The sequence below is a fragment of the Rhodococcus sp. B10 genome, from assembly GCF_011770055.1.
GTDB classification, from domain to species: domain Bacteria; phylum Actinomycetota; class Actinomycetes; order Mycobacteriales; family Mycobacteriaceae; genus Rhodococcoides; species Rhodococcoides kyotonensis_B.
In genome coordinates, this window is record NZ_JAAFYV010000002.1 from 237,884 (window position 1) to 253,686 (window position 15,803).

The 15,803-nt window shown below is 67.4% G+C and carries 15 protein-coding genes; 5 read left to right on the forward strand and 10 right to left on the reverse strand.

What is annotated here, in order from left to right:
- The first annotated feature begins 117 nt into the window (after positions 1-117).
- On the forward strand, positions 118-1,341 hold the full coding sequence (locus tag RhoFasB10_RS02395; protein WP_346764335.1) for a geranylgeranyl reductase family protein: 1,224 nt from the start codon (positions 118-120) through the stop codon (positions 1,339-1,341).
- Between the two features lie 63 nt (positions 1,342-1,404).
- Here RhoFasB10_RS02395 and RhoFasB10_RS02400 read toward each other — a convergent pair whose 3' ends face one another.
- Together RhoFasB10_RS02400 and RhoFasB10_RS02405 are read right to left on the reverse strand one after the other, a co-directional pair.
- Positions 1,405-2,097: a demethylmenaquinone methyltransferase gene (locus RhoFasB10_RS02400; RefSeq protein WP_114328226.1), complete on the reverse strand. Its 693-nt coding sequence runs from the start codon at positions 2,095-2,097 to the stop codon at positions 1,405-1,407.
- Between the two features lie 13 nt (positions 2,098-2,110).
- Positions 2,111-3,247 (reverse strand): glycosyltransferase family 1 protein, encoded by a 1,137-nt coding sequence (locus RhoFasB10_RS02405; RefSeq protein ID WP_346764336.1) that lies wholly within the window; start codon positions 3,245-3,247, stop codon positions 2,111-2,113.
- 137 nt (positions 3,248-3,384) lie between these two features.
- Between RhoFasB10_RS02405 and RhoFasB10_RS02410 the strand changes: the two genes are divergently transcribed.
- Positions 3,385-3,969, forward strand: a complete 585-nt coding sequence (locus RhoFasB10_RS02410; protein ID WP_084423893.1) for a TetR/AcrR family transcriptional regulator — start codon at positions 3,385-3,387, stop codon at positions 3,967-3,969.
- Between the two features lie 71 nt (positions 3,970-4,040).
- On the opposite strand, the gene RhoFasB10_RS02415 is transcribed toward RhoFasB10_RS02410, so the two are convergent.
- Positions 4,041-4,991: a ferritin-like domain-containing protein gene (locus tag RhoFasB10_RS02415; RefSeq protein WP_167674917.1), complete on the reverse strand. Its 951-nt coding sequence runs from the start codon at positions 4,989-4,991 to the stop codon at positions 4,041-4,043.
- A 104-nt stretch (positions 4,992-5,095) separates the two neighbouring features.
- Positions 5,096-5,545: a DUF3592 domain-containing protein gene (locus RhoFasB10_RS02420; protein WP_167674919.1), complete on the reverse strand. Its 450-nt coding sequence runs from the start codon at positions 5,543-5,545 to the stop codon at positions 5,096-5,098.
- A 58-nt stretch (positions 5,546-5,603) separates the two neighbouring features.
- On the opposite strand from RhoFasB10_RS02420, the gene RhoFasB10_RS02425 reads away from it, so the two are divergent.
- The gene (locus RhoFasB10_RS02425) at positions 5,604-6,122 is read left to right on the forward strand and encodes a DUF2505 domain-containing protein (RefSeq protein WP_167674921.1); all 519 of its coding nucleotides are present in this window, start codon (positions 5,604-5,606) and stop codon (positions 6,120-6,122) included.
- Between the two features lie 40 nt (positions 6,123-6,162).
- Here RhoFasB10_RS02425 and RhoFasB10_RS02430 read toward each other — a convergent pair whose 3' ends face one another.
- From RhoFasB10_RS02430 to menD, 4 genes are all read right to left on the reverse strand, one after another.
- Positions 6,163-7,275, reverse strand: a complete 1,113-nt coding sequence (locus RhoFasB10_RS02430; protein ID WP_068429294.1) for an NDMA-dependent alcohol dehydrogenase — start codon at positions 7,273-7,275, stop codon at positions 6,163-6,165.
- 28 nt (positions 7,276-7,303) lie between these two features.
- Positions 7,304-8,803 carry an aldehyde dehydrogenase family protein gene (locus RhoFasB10_RS02435; RefSeq protein ID WP_167674923.1) on the reverse strand — a complete coding sequence of 500 codons (1,500 nt, stop codon included), beginning with the start codon at positions 8,801-8,803 and terminating at the stop codon, positions 7,304-7,306.
- A gap of 106 nt (positions 8,804-8,909) precedes the next feature.
- Positions 8,910-10,409, reverse strand: coding sequence for a helix-turn-helix domain-containing protein (locus tag RhoFasB10_RS02440; RefSeq protein ID WP_346764337.1), 1,500 nt, complete (start codon positions 10,407-10,409; stop codon positions 8,910-8,912).
- A 229-nt stretch (positions 10,410-10,638) separates the two neighbouring features.
- Positions 10,639-12,249, reverse strand: a complete 1,611-nt coding sequence (menD, locus tag RhoFasB10_RS02445) for a 2-succinyl-5-enolpyruvyl-6-hydroxy-3-cyclohexene-1-carboxylic-acid synthase (RefSeq protein WP_167674925.1) — start codon at positions 12,247-12,249, stop codon at positions 10,639-10,641.
- A 73-nt stretch (positions 12,250-12,322) separates the two neighbouring features.
- Between menD and RhoFasB10_RS02450 the strand changes: the two genes are divergently transcribed.
- Entirely contained in the window at positions 12,323-12,919 is a 597-nt protein-coding gene (locus tag RhoFasB10_RS02450; protein ID WP_068429284.1) for a flavin reductase family protein, read from the forward strand.
- Positions 12,920-12,953: 34 nt separating this feature from the next.
- Complete coding sequence (locus tag RhoFasB10_RS02455) at positions 12,954-14,387, forward strand: DUF2252 domain-containing protein (RefSeq protein ID WP_167674927.1); 1,434 nt, start codon at positions 12,954-12,956, stop codon at positions 14,385-14,387.
- A gap of 62 nt (positions 14,388-14,449) precedes the next feature.
- On the opposite strand, the gene RhoFasB10_RS02460 is transcribed toward RhoFasB10_RS02455, so the two are convergent.
- Together RhoFasB10_RS02460 and RhoFasB10_RS02465 are read right to left on the reverse strand one after the other, a co-directional pair.
- Entirely contained in the window at positions 14,450-14,896 is a 447-nt protein-coding gene (locus RhoFasB10_RS02460) for a hypothetical protein (RefSeq protein WP_068429278.1), read from the reverse strand.
- Between the two features lie 50 nt (positions 14,897-14,946).
- The coding region (locus RhoFasB10_RS02465) for an o-succinylbenzoate synthase (RefSeq protein ID WP_167674929.1) at positions 14,947-15,803 on the reverse strand (857 nt) is incomplete at its 5' end.

The window sequence follows — 15,803 nt, forward strand, 5'->3', positions numbered from 1 at the left end:
TACCTCGTTCTACCGTAGTGAACCTAGTGGGTGACATGGTTGGAAGGTGTCGTAGCCCATGACGGAAGGTTCGGTTCGGTCGACGAGGGCCGTCGCGCCGCTGCTTTACTGGAAGGCGTGAACGCTCCCCTCTCCACCGACGTTCTCGTCGTCGGAGCCGGCCCGGCCGGCTCCGCTGCTGCCGCGTGGGCTGCCCGCGCCGGCAGGGACGTCGTCCTCGCCGACGCCGCCACCTTCCCCCGCGACAAGACGTGCGGCGACGGTCTGACCCCGCGGGCGATGGCCGAGCTCGATCGGCTGGGTCTCGGCGAATGGGTGCGCGGCCGGGCCGAGAACCGCGGCCTGCGGTTGACGGGATTCGGGCAGGAGTTGCAGCTCGAATGGCCGGGCGGGTCGTTGCCTGCCGTCGGCAGCGCGGTCCCCCGAACGGAACTCGACGACAGAATACGCAGCGCCGCAATCGAATCCGGCGCGACGATGCTCGAAGGCGCGAAAGCCGTCGACGTCCGGCGTGACGGAAATGCGGTCACGGCAGTCGTGTTCGCCGACGGCCGCGAGATTCGGTGCACCAGGGTGATCGTCGCCGACGGTGTGCGTTCCCCCCTCGGCAAGAAACTCGGTCGAGAGTGGCATCGGGACACCACGTTCGGCGTCGCCGCTCGGGCGTACATCGGCTCGGAACGCTCGTCGGATCCGTGGATCTCGTCGCATCTCGAATTGCGCGACGGCGACGGAACTCTCCAGCCCGGTTACGGCTGGATCTTCCCGCTCGGCACCGGCGAGGTGAACATCGGCGTCGGCACACTCGCGACCGCCAAGCGCCCAGGACCCGGCGCGCTGCGGCCGCTGCTGGATCTGTACACGTCGCAGCGTCGCGACGACTGGAAGCTGACCGGCGACCTCCGAGCCGTCGCGTCGGCGCTGCTGCCGATGGGCGGAGCGGTCTCGAACGTCGCAGGCCCCAACTGGGCGATCATCGGCGACGCGGCCGCGTGCGTGAATCCGCTCAACGGCGAGGGCATCGACTACGGTCTCGAGGGCGGGCGCCTGGTCGTCGACATCCTGGACGAGGCCGACCTCACCGAGGTGTGGCCGAAGATTCTGCGCGAGCACTACGGTCAGGCGTTCTCGATCGCGCGACGCCTCGCCGGTCTACTGACGGTGCCGCGGTTCCTGCCCGCCACCGGTCCGATCGGAATGCGGTCGCGCGCACTGATGACCGTCGCCGTCCGCGTCATGGGAAACCTTGTCACCGAGGCGGATTCGGACCTCGTCGCACGCGCGTGGCGCGCGTCGGGCAGTGCGTCGCTGAAGATCGACGAACGCCCGCCGTTCGCGTGATGCGGCTGCGCCACCCGTGCGCGGAAAGTCGGCCACTGGGCCAACTTTCCGCGCACGGGCGCGCTAGCGCACTGCGCGATGCAGCGCGACGACCCCTCCGGTGAGGTTGCGCCACTGGACGTTCGACCACCCACAGTCGGCGATCGTGCGCGCCAGCTCCTCCTGCGTCGGCCACGCGCGGATCGATTCCGCGAGGTAGACGTACGCATCCGGGTTGCTGGACACCGCGCGGGCGACGGCGGGAAGCGCCTTCATCAGGTATTCCATGTACACCGTGCGGAACGGCGCGAAGACCGGCGTCGAGAACTCGCAGACGACGAGCCGACCACCGGGCTTGGTGACGCGGGCGATCTCCCGCAGGCCTGCCCGGAAGTCCGAGACGTTGCGCAGCCCGAACGAGATGGTGGCCGCGTCGAAGCTGGCATCGGCGTACGGCAGGTGCATCGCGTCGCCTGCGACCATCGGCACGGGCCGTCCGGAACCCGCGTGCAGCATGCCTTTCGAGAAATCGGTGGCCACGCACCACGCGCCGCTGCGTGCGAGCTCGACCGTCGACACTCCGGTACCCGCGGCGAGGTCGAGGACCTTCTCCCCCGGCTTCAGGTTCAGCGCGGCCCGAGTGAGCTTGCGCCAACTCCGATCCTGGCCGAACGACAGCACGGTGTTGGTGATGTCGTAACGGCGAGCGACGCCGTCGAACATCGACGCGACCTCGTGTGGGTCCTTCTCGAGCGTTGCACGCGAACTTGTTGGCACGTCTCGAGCTTACTCATGCAGTGCGCAGCGTCCTGCGACGTTCCCAGCCGAGAACGTCGTCGTAGTGCCCGAGCAGTTCGTCGCAGATCGCAGGCCACGTGCGGTGGAGTACCGACTTGCGCGCCGCCTCACCGAAGCGTGCGCGAGTCACCGGCGATCGCAGCGCGGCGACGGCACTCGGCAGCAGCTCGGCGAACCGGTCGACGGGAAGCAGATAGCCGTTGCGGCAGTGCGTGATCAAATCGCGCGGACCTCCGGCGTCGGGACCGATGACCGGGATGCCGCTGGCGAGTGCTTCCTGGACCGCCTGACAGAACGTCTCGTGCTCGCCCGGGTGCACGAAGACGTCGAAGCTGGCATACGCCTGCGCGAGTTCGTCTCCCCCGAGCTGACCCAGGAAGATCGCCGACGGCATCAGCTTCTCCAACGCGTGCCGTTCCGGACCGTCACCGACGACGACGAGTTGCACGTCGTCGGCGATGGACGCGAGACGTTCGACGTGCTTCTCCGGGGCGAGCCTGCCGACGAATCCGACGATCATCTTGCCGTCGGGCGACCAACGTCGACGCAGCGTCTCGCGTCGCGCCGAGGGGGCGAATCGGACGGCGTCGACGCCTCGCGCCCACCGGTGGACCCGCGGAACGCCGTGGTGTTCGAGCGCTTCGACAGCCGACGACGACGGCGCCAACGTCCGTGCGGCACCGCGATGCACGCGACGCGTCCAGCGCCACGCGGCCTTGGATGTCAGCCCGAGGCCGTAGCTTTCGGCGAATCCGGCGACGTCGGTCTGGTACACGGCCACCGCGGGAACACCGATGCGGTTGGCCGCGGCCAGTCCGCCTGCACCGAGCAGGAATGGGGACGCGAGATGAACGACGTCGGGCTCGAACGCCCGGATCGTGGCCGTCAGACCGGGTCCGGGAACACCGACGGGGAGGGAGCTGACCTTGGGGACCATCACCGCAGGTACACGGTTGACGGGGACGCGGCCGTGTTCGACGTCGGCCCGCGGCTTGCCTGCGGGGTTGTCCGGCGCGACGACCATGGCGTCGTGTCCGCCTCGCTCCAGGTGTTCGAGCACTCGGAGAATCGAGTTGGTGACGCCGTTCATGTTGGGCAGGAACGATTCCGCAACGATGGCTACTCGCACGTTCCTCAGTGTGAGGAGCGTCTCGGGCCAGCCGGCTTCGGCGACGTTACGGGCGAGCGAAGTTCACACGAATGCTTCCGTCGCGTCGCGCCGACATAGTTACTGGTTCGTCCACCGCGGAACCGTAGACTGCCGGCATGAAGGCCGAGACTTCGGAGAAGACGACACCGCGGCCGTCGGCGTCGGACACGCGGGCGCGCATCCTCACCGCGGCGAACGAACAGTTCTACGCGAACGGGATTCGCGCGACGAGCGCGGACAAGATCATCGAGCAGGTCGGTATCACGAAGGTGACGTTCTATCGCCACTTTCGCACCAAGAGCGATCTCGTCGTCGCCTATCTGGAAGGGCAGGCAGCAGCAGAACGCGAGTGGTTGACGAGCATTCGCCGCGACGGCGATCCGGCCGGTTCGCTTCGTGCGTTGGCCGCCGGAATTGGGGCCGCGAGCTGCAGGCCGGGCTTTCGAGGATGTGCGTTCATCAACGCCGCAGCGGAGTTCGCCGATCCCGCCGACCCGGTTCGCGTGGCCGTCGACGCGCACCGACAGTGGATTCTGCAGTACTTCGCCGCGCTCGCTGCCGACGCCGGTGTCTCCGAGGTCGCATCCGCAGCACGACAGCTGATGATGTTGCGCGACGGGGCGATGGTGAACGGCTATCTCGGACAATCCGATTCGGTGGCGTCCGTGCTGGAAGCGGCGTTCGTGTCGGTCATCGCGTAGGCCGCCCGAAGAAGACGACGGTGCGGATGCGACCGACGGGCCGCATCCGCACCGGACATCCGTCCGAGCAGTCAGTCGACCCCGACGATGTCCTTCGCCAGTGCGGCGAGACGCGTCTGCGCAGCCGAGACGACGCCCTGACGATTCTTGGTCGCCTCTTCGAACGCGACGATCGTTCTGATGTCGTCCGGGTCCGTCAGCTCCTTGATCTCCGCGACGGCGTCGTTCACGTTGAGCGTGTCGTAGTCGTCGATCGGCAGGTCTCCTGGTTCGAGCGCCGTGCCCGTCCGCACCGAGTGCAGCGCTTCGGCGACGGAATCCGCACCTTCGTCGCGGACGACGTCCTCGGCTGCTTCGAGTGCCGCGTCGCCACCGGCCGACACTGCTCGGGCTGCGATGGTGCCCGCGTGGGCGCCCCTCCCGAGCAACTCCCCGAGGCGGCTCGGGGTCGTGCGCGCGACGTCGACGGCGTAGTCCAGTCCGCGTGCGGACCACGTGGCAGGTGTGCCCACGAGCTTGACGGCGCTGCCTGCCGCCGCCTGCAGCGGAGTCCGTCGGAGAGCCGCGGGGCCACCGAGGGCGTCCTCGGCCAGTACCGTCTGCAGCCAGTCGACGGTCGCGCTGTGCGCGGTGATCAGGCGTTCGGCCAGACGCACGGCCGACGGGACATCGTCCGCCGTCGCGAGCGCCTTGATGTACTTGGCGCGGCCGAGCAGCTGCTGCTCCAACGCCAGATCGCCGAGAAGTGCCTCGTCGAACGGCTGCGCCTGCTCGGCGACGGTCTTGAACAGCGCGAGCGTGCGCCCGAGGAACGGTGCGACGACGTCGGGCAGTCCGCCGAGGTCACGCAGAGTCGTCTCGATCTCCGCGGCCCGCTTCCGACCGTTCTCGGCGTTCTGAAGTAGTTCCGTGCGCACCGCGTCCGTGCGCGCCTGGGCCACGCGTGTTTCCGCGACCTGGATCTCGGTGTTCGTGAGTTGTAGTACGGCCCGCAACTGCGCGAGCAACGTGGATGAAGTCATCGCTAAAGCTCCTTCGGTCGTTGGGTCGTTCTCGTTTCGACGTGTCACCGGGACACGGGCGCTGCGTTACCCACGAGTAGCGAACCCAAACATCGAAGTGCGGCTCAGACGGCCAGGTTCTGCCGTTCGCGTCGTCGCAGCAGGAGCAGCACGGGAACCGCGACGGCCCAGGTCACGACGACGACCGAGCCCGCGGGAACGATGGCGACGGAGGCGTCGCGGCCGGAGACCCGCACGAGATCCGGATCGGACTTGGCGTATTCGACGTCGATGCGCTGGCCGGCGATCAGATTGGTCGGGTACAGCACTCCGAGCTGCGGGTTGTGCGTGACGCCGTCGGGGGTGACGAAGCTGACGGCCGAACGCAGCTTGCCGGCGGAGAGGACCTCGGCCGTGGCAGTGCCTTCGTCGGAGGTGATGGTGCGGTCGTTCTTCCAGGCGGCGACGACCAACAGCACGGCCAACACCGAGATCCCGGTCGCCACGACGATCACGCAGATTCGTGCCCGACGCCACGCCTGCGACCTGCCGTCGTCGCTGTCCCTGGATGCCACGACGGTAGACGTTACTCAGGGGCGCCGACGGGCGTCTGCTCCGGTAGCCTCTGCTGCTATGTCGCGCGACTTCGAGTTCACGGTCTCGTCGGAACACTCTCCCGAGGAGGTCTACGAGGCTCTGAACAGCGAAGAGCAGTGGCTCTCCCGGTTCGAGCGGGCGCAGAAGACCGACGGCTACGAGCTGACCAGACACGATCACGGCGGTCTGACCGTCGACATCACCGACGAAGTCGGCACGTCGGAGCTACCCGGGTTCGTCAAGAAGGTCGTCCGAGGTCGGTTGCTCGTCACTCGAACCGATTCGTGGGGCCCGTTCGACGGCGACCGCGCCGACGGCACCCTGGCCGGGGGCGCGACGGCCATCCCCGCGTCGGTAAACGGAACCATGTCGCTGCGCCCGGACGGCACCGGCTCGATCATCACGGTCAAGGGCACGTCGACCGTCAAGATTCCGCTCATCGGCGGCAAGATCGAGTCGCTCATCAACGACATGGTCCGAGACATGGTCGAGCAGGAAACCCAGGAGACACACGACTGGGCGGCCGAGCGAGAACAGCAGGAAGGCCAGGACTGATCGGGCCGGCAGCGGACGCGCTGCCGGCCCGATCGTCGAACTACGCGTCGTGCACGATCACGCCGCGGATGTTCTTGCCGTCGCGCAGGTCCTGGTATCCCTGGTTGACGTCCTCGAGGCTGTACTTGCTGGTGATGAGCTCGTCCAGTTTCAACTGCCCCGCGTCGTAGAGACGCAGCAGCCGGACGATGTCGTACTGCGGGTTCATCGATCCGAACAGCGTTCCCTTGATGGTCTTCTGATTCAGCGTCAGATCGGTGCCGGACACGTGCACCGTCAGCTTCGTCGGATCCGCCAACCCGGTGATGACGACGGTTCCGCCCTTGCCGATCGCTGCGGTGGCTGCGCTGACGACGTCTTCGTCGACGGTTCCGACGAGGATCAGCGCGGCGTCGGCTCCCTGCCCCCACGTCAGCTCGTTCAGTTTCTCGGCGGCGCTCTCGGCGTCGGCGAAGGCATGCGTCGCCCCGAACTTCAGCGCGGTCTCGCGCTTGAGCGCAACCGGGTCGACGACCACGACGTACTTGCACCCCGCCGCGACCGCGCCCTGCACCGCGTTGATTCCGAGGCCGCCGATTCCGTAGATGATCGCGGTGTCGCCGGCTCGGAGGTTGCCCGCGTTGACGGCGGTTCCCCATCCCGACGGCACTCCGCATCCGACGAGCACGGCAGTCTCGAGCGGCAGCCAGTCGTCGACCTTGACCACGGAGTGCTGCGAGATCGTCGCCCGCTCGGCGAACGTGCCCAGCATGCACATCGCACCGAAATCCGTTCCCTTGGAATGGAATCGGAACGAACCGTCGGGCATCGAACCCTCGAGAATGGTGGCGCCCATGTCGCACAGGTTCTGTCGACCCGTCGCGCAATAGCGACACGTCCCGCAGTTGGGGATGAAACTGCAGACGACGTGATCCCCCGGCTTGACCTTGGTCACGCCCGGTCCGACTTCTTCGATGATGCCCGATCCCTCGTGGCCGCCCACGATCGGGAAGCGTGGAGGCAGATCACCGTCGGTCAGGTGCAGATCCGAATGACACAGCCCCGCTGCCGTGTACTTGATCAACACCTCACCGGGACCGGGTCCGTCGAGTTCGAGCTCCATCAGTTCGAACGGCTTGCCTGCTTCGAGAAGTACTGCTGCTGTGGTCTTCACGTTCTTGTCCTGTCGGTCGAAGTGAAATTCAGAGGGCGATGTTCACTGCTTTGGTCTGGGTGTACAGATCGATGGCCGACGCGCCGAGCTCACGACCCCAACCGGACTGCTTGAATCCGCCGAACGGCATGGCGGTGTCGAAGCCGTTGTACTGGTTGATCCAGACCGAGCCGGCCTTGAGCCGCTTGGCCGTCCTGTGCGCTTTCGAGATGTCGCGCGTCCAGATGCCTGCGGCCAGGCCGTAGATCGAATCGTTGGCCGCGGCGATGGGGCCGTCGTCGGCCGAGAAAGGAAGTGCCGCAACGACGGGGCCGAAGATCTCCTCCTGCACGATCGAGTACGACGGATCGACGTCGACGAACACGGTCGGCTCGACGAAGTATCCCTTGTCGCCCCAACGCTTTCCGCCGGTCAGCGCGCGTGCGCCGTCGGCGATGCCCGCATGGAGGTAGCCGGTCACCTTGTCGAACTGCTCCTGCGAGATCAACGGGCCGAGCTGGGTGGTGGGGTCGAGGCCGGGTCCGATCTTGACCTGGCTCGCCGCGTGCGCGACCGCCTCGGTGAACTTCTCGAAGATCGAGTCCTCGACGTACAGGCGTGTGCCCGCAACGCAGCACTGTCCGTGGTTGAACAGCCACGCGTTCAGCGAACCTTCCACTGCCGCATCGAAATCCGCGTCCGCGTACACGATGTTGGGGCTCTTCCCACCGAGTTCGAGCGTCACCTTCTTCAGGTTGCCCTTGGCCGCGTCGACGATCTTCTTGCCGACCTCGGTCGAACCCGTGAACGCCACCTTGTCGACGTCCTCGTGCCCGGACAGTGCCGCTCCCGCGTCACCGAAGCCGGTCACGACGTTGACGACTCCCGGTGGGAAGCCCGCTTCCTCGAAGACCTCGGCCAGCAGCAGAGCCGTCAGCGGTGTCTGCTCGGCCGGCTTCAGGACGACGGTGTTGCCCGCCGCCAATGCCGGTGCCAGCTTCCACGAGGCCATGAGGATCGGGAAGTTCCACGGGATGATCAGGCCGCACACTCCGATCGCCTCGCGCAGTGTGTAGGCGTGGAATTCACCACCCGGCGCGAAGGGCATCGAGACGTTGACCGTGCTGCCCTCGATCTTCGTCGCCCAGCCCGCGTAGTAGCGGAAAACGTCTGCAGCCCAGGCGACGTCGACAGCACTGGCGATGACGGCGGACTTTCCGTTGTCCAGCGCTTCCAGCTGTCCGAACTCGTCGGCGCGTTCGCTGAGTATGTCGCCGACTCGCCAGATGAGTCGTTCGCGTTCGTTGGCTTTCATGCGCGACCACGGCCCGTCCTCGAACGCCCGACGCGCTGCCCGCACCGCGCGGTCGATGTCCTCGGCCTCGCCGTGGGCGACGTCGGTCAACTTCTCGCCGTCGGCGGGGTTGTACGTCGCGAACGTCCGACCGGACGCCGCGTCGACGAACTGTCCGTCGATGTACAGCTTCTTCGGTCCTGCGAGGAAGTGTCGCGCCTCGCTCGGGATGGGGTGGTCAGCAACGGCCGTCATCGAACGCTCCTTCATATGGTCGATCACTCATGTGATGCAGGCCATATTTCCGTCGCGTGCGGCGGTGTAACTGTTCGATCTTCGAACACACGACACAGGTCGTCCGTCAGCAGGTCACGTCGAGCGCGCGCATCCGCGCGTAGAGGGTGCTGCGACTGATGCCGAGCTGCATGCTGGCGTGAGACTTGTTGCCGCCGCACGTTTTCAGAGCGTCGATGATCGCCGTCCGTTCGGCTTGCTCTCGACCGCCGAGTCGTGACGCGCGCGTACTCGACCGATAATCCTCGGGCAGATCGGCGACGTCGATGCGGTCCGACGACCGGGCGTCGGCCGCGCTGGTCAGCACCACCTTCAGTTCGGCGAAGTTGCCCGGCCAGTGCGCCGACGCGAGTGCGTCGAGTGCGCTGGGCGCCAACCGAACTCCGGGTGCCACGTCGTCGAGCATCGTTCGTGCGAGTTCGGCCATCTCGGATCGACGCTCACGCAGCGGAGTGAGATGCAGTCTGTTCGGACACCGACTGACGAGCGCGGCCGTCGCCGTCGGCAGGTGCGACATGGGTGCGCCGGTCAGCACGACGCGGTGTCCATCGCGCGGGGTCGACACGAGGTCGGTGAGGATCGGCAGCAGCGTTTCCGGCACGAGCTCGACGTCCTCGACGACGATGACCCCCGGTTGGCGTCCGGCGTCGACGAGCCTGCGCGTCCAGTCGTCGACACCGTCGAACGCGATCGACGTCGCGTTGTGCCATCTCACCGGGCCCTCGCCTGCGACCTCCGCCGCGGCGGTGGTCCGACCCGACCCCGGCTCACCACTGATCGACAGAGCACCGGCGTCGGTGCGGGCGAGTCGGACGTCGTGTTCGTAGCGCTGTCGACGCGACGACTGCTCGCTGCGTCGGATCGGCGATCGTTGCTTGTCGGCGAACACGGTGAACAGGGCACCGCCGTCGGCCCCTGCCACCCGGTCGGCCTTGACCTTCGCCCGTATTCCCGACGCGAGGTCGACGGCGACGACGCGGCTGCCGTCGGCACCCAGGTCCAACGCGAGCTCACGCAAGGTGGCGTGATCCTCGGTGTCGAGCACGTCCATCGCGGTTCGGTTGGTGAGCAGGAAGTCGTCGCTGATGGCTGCCACCGCGACGTGTTTGTGGTGCGAGATGCGCTGAAAGGCGTCGACGAGCCGTCGTTCGGACGCTTTCGAGCCCTCGAGCAACCGTGCCTCGATGTCCGACGCGGCTCTCGCCAGGAACGGGGCGAACAGCGGATTGGCATGTGCTGCAACGCCGGTCATGTCCAGAATGCCTTCGACGCGCTTCGTGACCGGATGGATCACCGGGTGGCCGTAACAGCTGAGACCCTTGAAGCTCTCCAGAAAGTGTTCGTCACCGTGGATGACCATGCTTCGCCCGGTCTCGAGTGGCGTGCCGACCGCGTTGGTCCCGGCCGAGTCCTCGCCCAACAGGGCGCCGTCGAACACTCCGAGACGCTCGACGGCACGGCGGATCGTCCCGTCGGCGTACACGGAGGCGACGACGCGGCAGTCGCGGTCGGCAAGCAGCACGCAGAACCCGGTGCCCGCAATCTGTTGCCCGACTTGTTCGAGCACCGGCGCGGCGGCGCGCAGTAGCCTGCTGTCGACCTCGACCTGGACATCGACGGCGACCGTCGCCGACGGGTCGACACCGCTGAGAAGCGACCGCTTCCACGACAGTGCGATCTCAGGGCGGACCGGGTGCTGTTCGATAGTGACGATCGTGGCACCTCCGACGTTCCTACTGTGTTCCAGATCATAGTCTCGCGTAGGAATGACCCGAAACTGTTCGGAATTCGTACAGCTAGAGCCGCGCCCTGATCCCCGCGTGCAGTTCGCGCAGGCCGGAGCGTTCGGTCGTCACTTCGAGCACCCTGATCTGATCCGCGCTGTCCTGGAGGGCGGTGGCGAGCTGGGCTGTGTCCACACTCCTGTGCTCGATCCGATACGCCGCGCACAGTGCCGCGAGATCCATGCCGTGCGGCGTGCCGAACACGCGCTCGAATGCGCCCGCGTACTGCGGATCGCCCTGCTCGAGCAGTTCGAAGATGCCGCCGCCGTCGTCGTTGGCCACGACGATCGTCAGATCCTTCGGCCGCGGCTCGCCGGACCCGATCAGCAGGCCCGACGCGTCGTGCAGGAACGTCAGGTCGCCGAGCAGCGCGATCGTGCGCCCACCCCGGGACAGCGCCGCGCCGACGGCCGTCGACACGGTTCCGTCGATGCCCGCGACGCCGCGGTTGGACAGCACACGCACGCCGGGCGCGGGATAGCTGACCAGGGCCGCGTCGCGCACGGGGTTGGAGGCGCCGAGCAGCAGTTGGTCGCCGTCACGCAAGGACGACATGACCGTCGCAGCCACGTGCAGACCCGTCGGCTTCGGGTGCGACGCGAGCTGGTCGCGGACCGCGAGATCGGCCTTGGCCGACAGCGTCCGGCAGCGTTCGATCCACGCGTCCCGCGGGGAGCCCGACACGACCGCACGCGTGCCCGTCGCGAGGACGTTGCCGGAGACGTCGGGCCAGCGCGGACCCGTCGTCAGAGCGAAGACGTCGACAGCCGGATCCGCGAGGAGGGCCGACACCGGTCGGTGCAGCGTCGGACGTCCGGTAATGATCGCCTGCCGCGGCTTCAGCTGCGACAGAGCCATCGGGTGCAGCGGGAGACCGTGCAGCGGCGCGGTCGGCTCGGCGACGGTCGGCAGACCTGCGAGCTCGGGGCGCAGCGCCGCACCGTGACCGGAGACGACGATCGTGTCGACCGACAGATCGATGTCGACGGGAACGTCGAGGGTCGCCTGCTGCGTCGTCGTCCATGCTGCGCCGCCGTCGCGACCTTCGGGCGCGGGTGTGGGGTCGGCGAGATCCGGCACGAGCGGCTCACGCAGCGGGATGTCGAAATGCACCGGGCCTGCGTTCCCGGATCGCGTGCCGCGGGCTGCGGCGAGGACGCGGCACACCGCGCTACGCCACTGGCTGTTCTGGCCTGCGTCGTCCTCGGCGAGGCCGAGGCTGATCGTCGCGCGCACCTGGCTGCCGAACAGACCGAGCTGCTCGATGGTCTGGTTCGCGCCGGTCCCGAGCATCTCGTAAGGCCGGTTCGCGCTCAGTACGATCAGCGGGACGCGCGCGTAGTTGGCTTCGAGGACCGCGGGACCGAGATTCGCGACGGCCGTGCCCGACGTCATGACGACCGGAACCGGACGGCCACTGCCCATGATCAGGCCGATCGCGAGGAAGCCCGCGGTCCGCTCGTCGATGCGCATGTGCAGACTCAGACGGCCCTCGGCGTCGGCTTCCTGCAGCGCGAACGCCAGCGGCGCGTTCCGGGAGCCTGGGCACAACACGACGTCGCGGACGCCGCCGCGCACGAGTTCGTCGACGACGGCGGCAGCCTGAGCAGTGGATGGGTTCACTACTTCAGATTGTCAGATTCTCGGGTGGAGGCGTCGGTCGGCCCGAGTGCATGGTCTTTGACAGGATGGATCGGTGCGAACAGTCTTCGATGCGGCCGAGTTGCCGTCACGCGCCTTCTATCCCCTGCTCACGGCGTCCGTCGTGCCGCGTCCCATCGCGTGGGTGTCGACGGTGTCGGCCGACGGCGTGGCCAATCTCGCGCCCTACAGCTTCTTCTCGGTGTCGTCGGCGAACCCGCCTGTCGTGCAATTCACGTCCGTCGGCCGCAAGGACAGCCTGCGGAACATCGAGGCGACGGGCGAGTTCGTGATCAACCTGGCCACCGAGCCGTTGCTCGAACAGGTCAACGCGTCGTCCGCCGGCTACGACCACGGTGTCAGTGAGCTGGACGAGCTCGGCATCGCGAGCGAACCGAGCGAGAGAGTCAAGGCGCCTCGCGTCGCGGCATCACCGATCGCGATCGAGGCGACGCTTCACCGCGTCGTCGAGGTCGGTAACTCGTTCGTCGTGATGGGCGACGTCGTCGCGGTGGCCGTCCGTCCCGAGTTCCTCGCTGCCGACGGGCTGCCGTCGTTCGAGGCGATCGCACCGCTGAGCCGGCTCGGGCGTACCGAGTGGGGACTGCCGCCCGCGGTGACGTCGATCGAGCGTCCTGGCACCCCTTCCTGACGCGCAGGCAGACGCTCGGTTTTACAGTTCATTCATGCACGAAGCTCGACACGGCCACACCGTCGTCCCCGACATCGTCGACGTCGACGGCAGATCGTTCGCCACTCTCCGGGCCCGACCGGTTCCGCGCGAGGAGCGCTATCGTCTCGGAAAAAGCTTGCGCGACAAGGTGTCTCGCGAGTCGATGGGCGACTGGACACCGCCCGCGAACCGGCTCGACCCGATCCGTCAGATCGAGTTCTCGCACGACGGGCGCATCGACTGGCTGATCCCTGTCCGCGTCGAGCGGATGGTCGAATCGCCGTACGGGTTCCTGCGTGGAACCGCGATCGTCATGGCACGCGACGTCGCGATGTTGCCGTCGACGGGGATCACGCCCGTCGTCAGCGGTGACTCGCACCTCGGTAACTTCGGCTTCTACGCCTCCCCCGAACGCGATCTGGTCATCGACCTCAACGACTTCGACGAGGCCCACCCCGGCGCGTGGGAATGGGATCTACGACGCCTCGCCGCCAGCATCTGGGTGGCGGGCCGGCAGAACGGACGCACCGAGCAGCAGTGCGAGGAAGCCGTCGTCGCGTGTGTTCGGGCGTATCGCATCGAGGTGTCGCGTCTGGCGGACGAGCCGCTGATGTCGCGCTCGTTCCAGCGTCTGACCGCCGACAGGCTCGAGGCCGACGCCACCGAGGGTTCGCTGCGCAAGGAGATCAAGCGGGCGACCAAGAAGGCCAGGCGACGCACGAGCGACCGTGTGCTGCCGCAGTTCACCGAGGAGCACGAGGGCAAGCGGCGGCTCGTCGAGGAGCCGCCGATCACCACGCGCATCTCGGCGCGCGACGAGGAGCTGCTCGCCGAAGGACTCGACGAGTATCTGACGACGCTGTCTCCGCACTGGCGGCGAGTGCTCGGCGGATACACGTTGATCGACGTCGCGCATCGGGTCGTGGGCGTCGGCAGTGTCGGGCTGCGCGCCTACGTCGCACTGCTGGAGGGATCGAGTCCCGACGACGTCGTGTTCCTGCAGCTCAAGCAGGCCAGGCGTTCGGTGCTGGCGCCGTACGTGCACGGTGAGTCGGCGTGGCACGCGCATCAGGGACAACGCGTCGTCGAGTACCAGCAAGATCTGCAGACGGTGAGCGACCCTCTGCTGGGGTGGACGACGATCGACGGGCGTCAGTACTACGTGCGGCAGTTCAGGAACATGAAGGGCACGATCGACCTCGGATCGATCGATGCGCCTGCGCTCGTGGACTATGCGGGCGTCGTCGGCCGGCTGTTGGCGAAGGGACACGCCCGCACGAGTGGGGCGTCGATGATCGCGGGTTACCTGGGCACGTCCGATGCGGTGGACGTCGCGTTGAGCAGGTTCGCACGGTTGTACGCGGATCAGACCGAGGCCGATCATGCGTTGCTGGTCGAGGCTGTGCGGGCGGGCCGCTTCGCGACCCACGTGCACGGAAATACATAGCCGCCATGTGCACGGAAATACATAGCGGGCTATGCATTTCCGTGCACGTGCGCCGAAGGCGCCTATCCGGCGTACTTGGTGACCAGTGCGCCCAGACGCGGGAGCGCCTCGGCGACGTTCTTCTGCGCCGAACCGCGCAGGCTGCCGTAGAACTTCTTCACGACGCCCTTGTCGGTCTCCTCGATGCGCGAGTCGGTGACCGACAGCAGCGCGTTCGAGACCTGGTCGGAGTTCGCGACGAGGTAGTCGGCGAACGTTCCTGCCGGCGCAGCGTTGTAGGACTGCCAGAACGGCTCGAGCTGCGTGACGAAGTCGGGCCACAGCGCTTCCACGGCCCGCTCGATGTACGACGGTCCGACCTTCTTGACGGCACCGTAGCCGCCCTTGACGGCGAGGCCGCTTGCGCCCTTCTTGTCCGACACCTCGGCGTCGATCAGTTCGATGACGTCGGCGAGCAGCACGTCGCGCTTCGACTCGTCGAGCAACGATTCCTTCAGAGCAGCAACCACTTCGACTTTCCTCCCGGGTATTTACAGGTCAGTACGTAACCGCCGGAAGATTACCGCAGGTGCGTGTAGGTCCGCCGAAGTCGCTGGTGCCACCACCTGGTTCGCTCGTCGGACGCGGCGAGTGCGCGCAACCGTTCGGGGGCGGGTTCGACGGGTCCGGCCGGGAGGGTTCCGTCGACCAGTTCGGCCCCGTCCGCGACGTCCGTTTCCAGCAGGCTTCCGGTGCCGAGTCCACACGCGAACTCGAGCCGTGGAATCGCCGACGCGGCCGCGAGTCCCGACGCCATCCCGACGGCCGAATCGAGTGCGCTGGAGACGACGACGGGCACGCCGTATTCGCCGAGTTCACCGGCCAGCTCGAGCAGCGCTCGCATACCGCCCAGCGGGGCGACCTTGAGCACAGCGACGTCCGCTCCCCCGGCCCGCACGACGCGCAGCGGGTCCTCGGCGCGCCTGATGCTCTCGTCGGCGGCGATGCGCACTCCGGGCAGCCTCCTGCGGACCTCGACGAGCTCGGGAACCGTCGCGCAGGGTTGTTCGGCGTATTCGAGGTCTCCGTCCTCGGTCAGCAACGTGAGGGCTTCGACTGCCTGGTCGACGGTCCATCCGCCGTTGGCGTCGACGCGCACCCGCGGGATCTCGGCGCGCACTGCCCGGACGCGTTCGACGTCGTCGGCCAGCGTCTGTCCTTTTTCTGCGACCTTCACCTTCGCGGTGTCGACGCCGGGGTACCGCGCGAGAATGCCGGGTACGTCGGCCGCGGAGACGGCAGGCACGGTCGCGTTCACGCGCACTCGTGCGCGATAGGGCTCGGGCGGTCCGTCCCATGCAGCTTCGATCGCCGAACGCAGCCACGGCGCCGACTCCTGGTCGTCGTACTCGACGAACGGCGAGAACTCGCCCCACC

Bases quoted from the DNA above. Each gene is read 5' to 3' on its own strand.
- RhoFasB10_RS02410 (WP_084423893.1), top strand. From the start codon at position 3,385: ATGAAGGCCGAGACTTCGGAGAAGACGACACCGCGGCCGTCGGCGTCG.
- RhoFasB10_RS02415 (WP_167674917.1), bottom strand. From the start codon at position 4,991: ATGACTTCATCCACGTTGCTCGCGCAGTTGCGGGCCGTACTACAACTC.
- RhoFasB10_RS02425 (WP_167674921.1), top strand. From the start codon at position 5,604: ATGTCGCGCGACTTCGAGTTCACGGTCTCGTCGGAACACTCTCCCGAG.
- RhoFasB10_RS02435 (WP_167674923.1), bottom strand. From the start codon at position 8,803: ATGACGGCCGTTGCTGACCACCCCATCCCGAGCGAGGCGCGACACTTC.
- RhoFasB10_RS02455 (WP_167674927.1), top strand. From the start codon at position 12,954: ATGCACGAAGCTCGACACGGCCACACCGTCGTCCCCGACATCGTCGAC.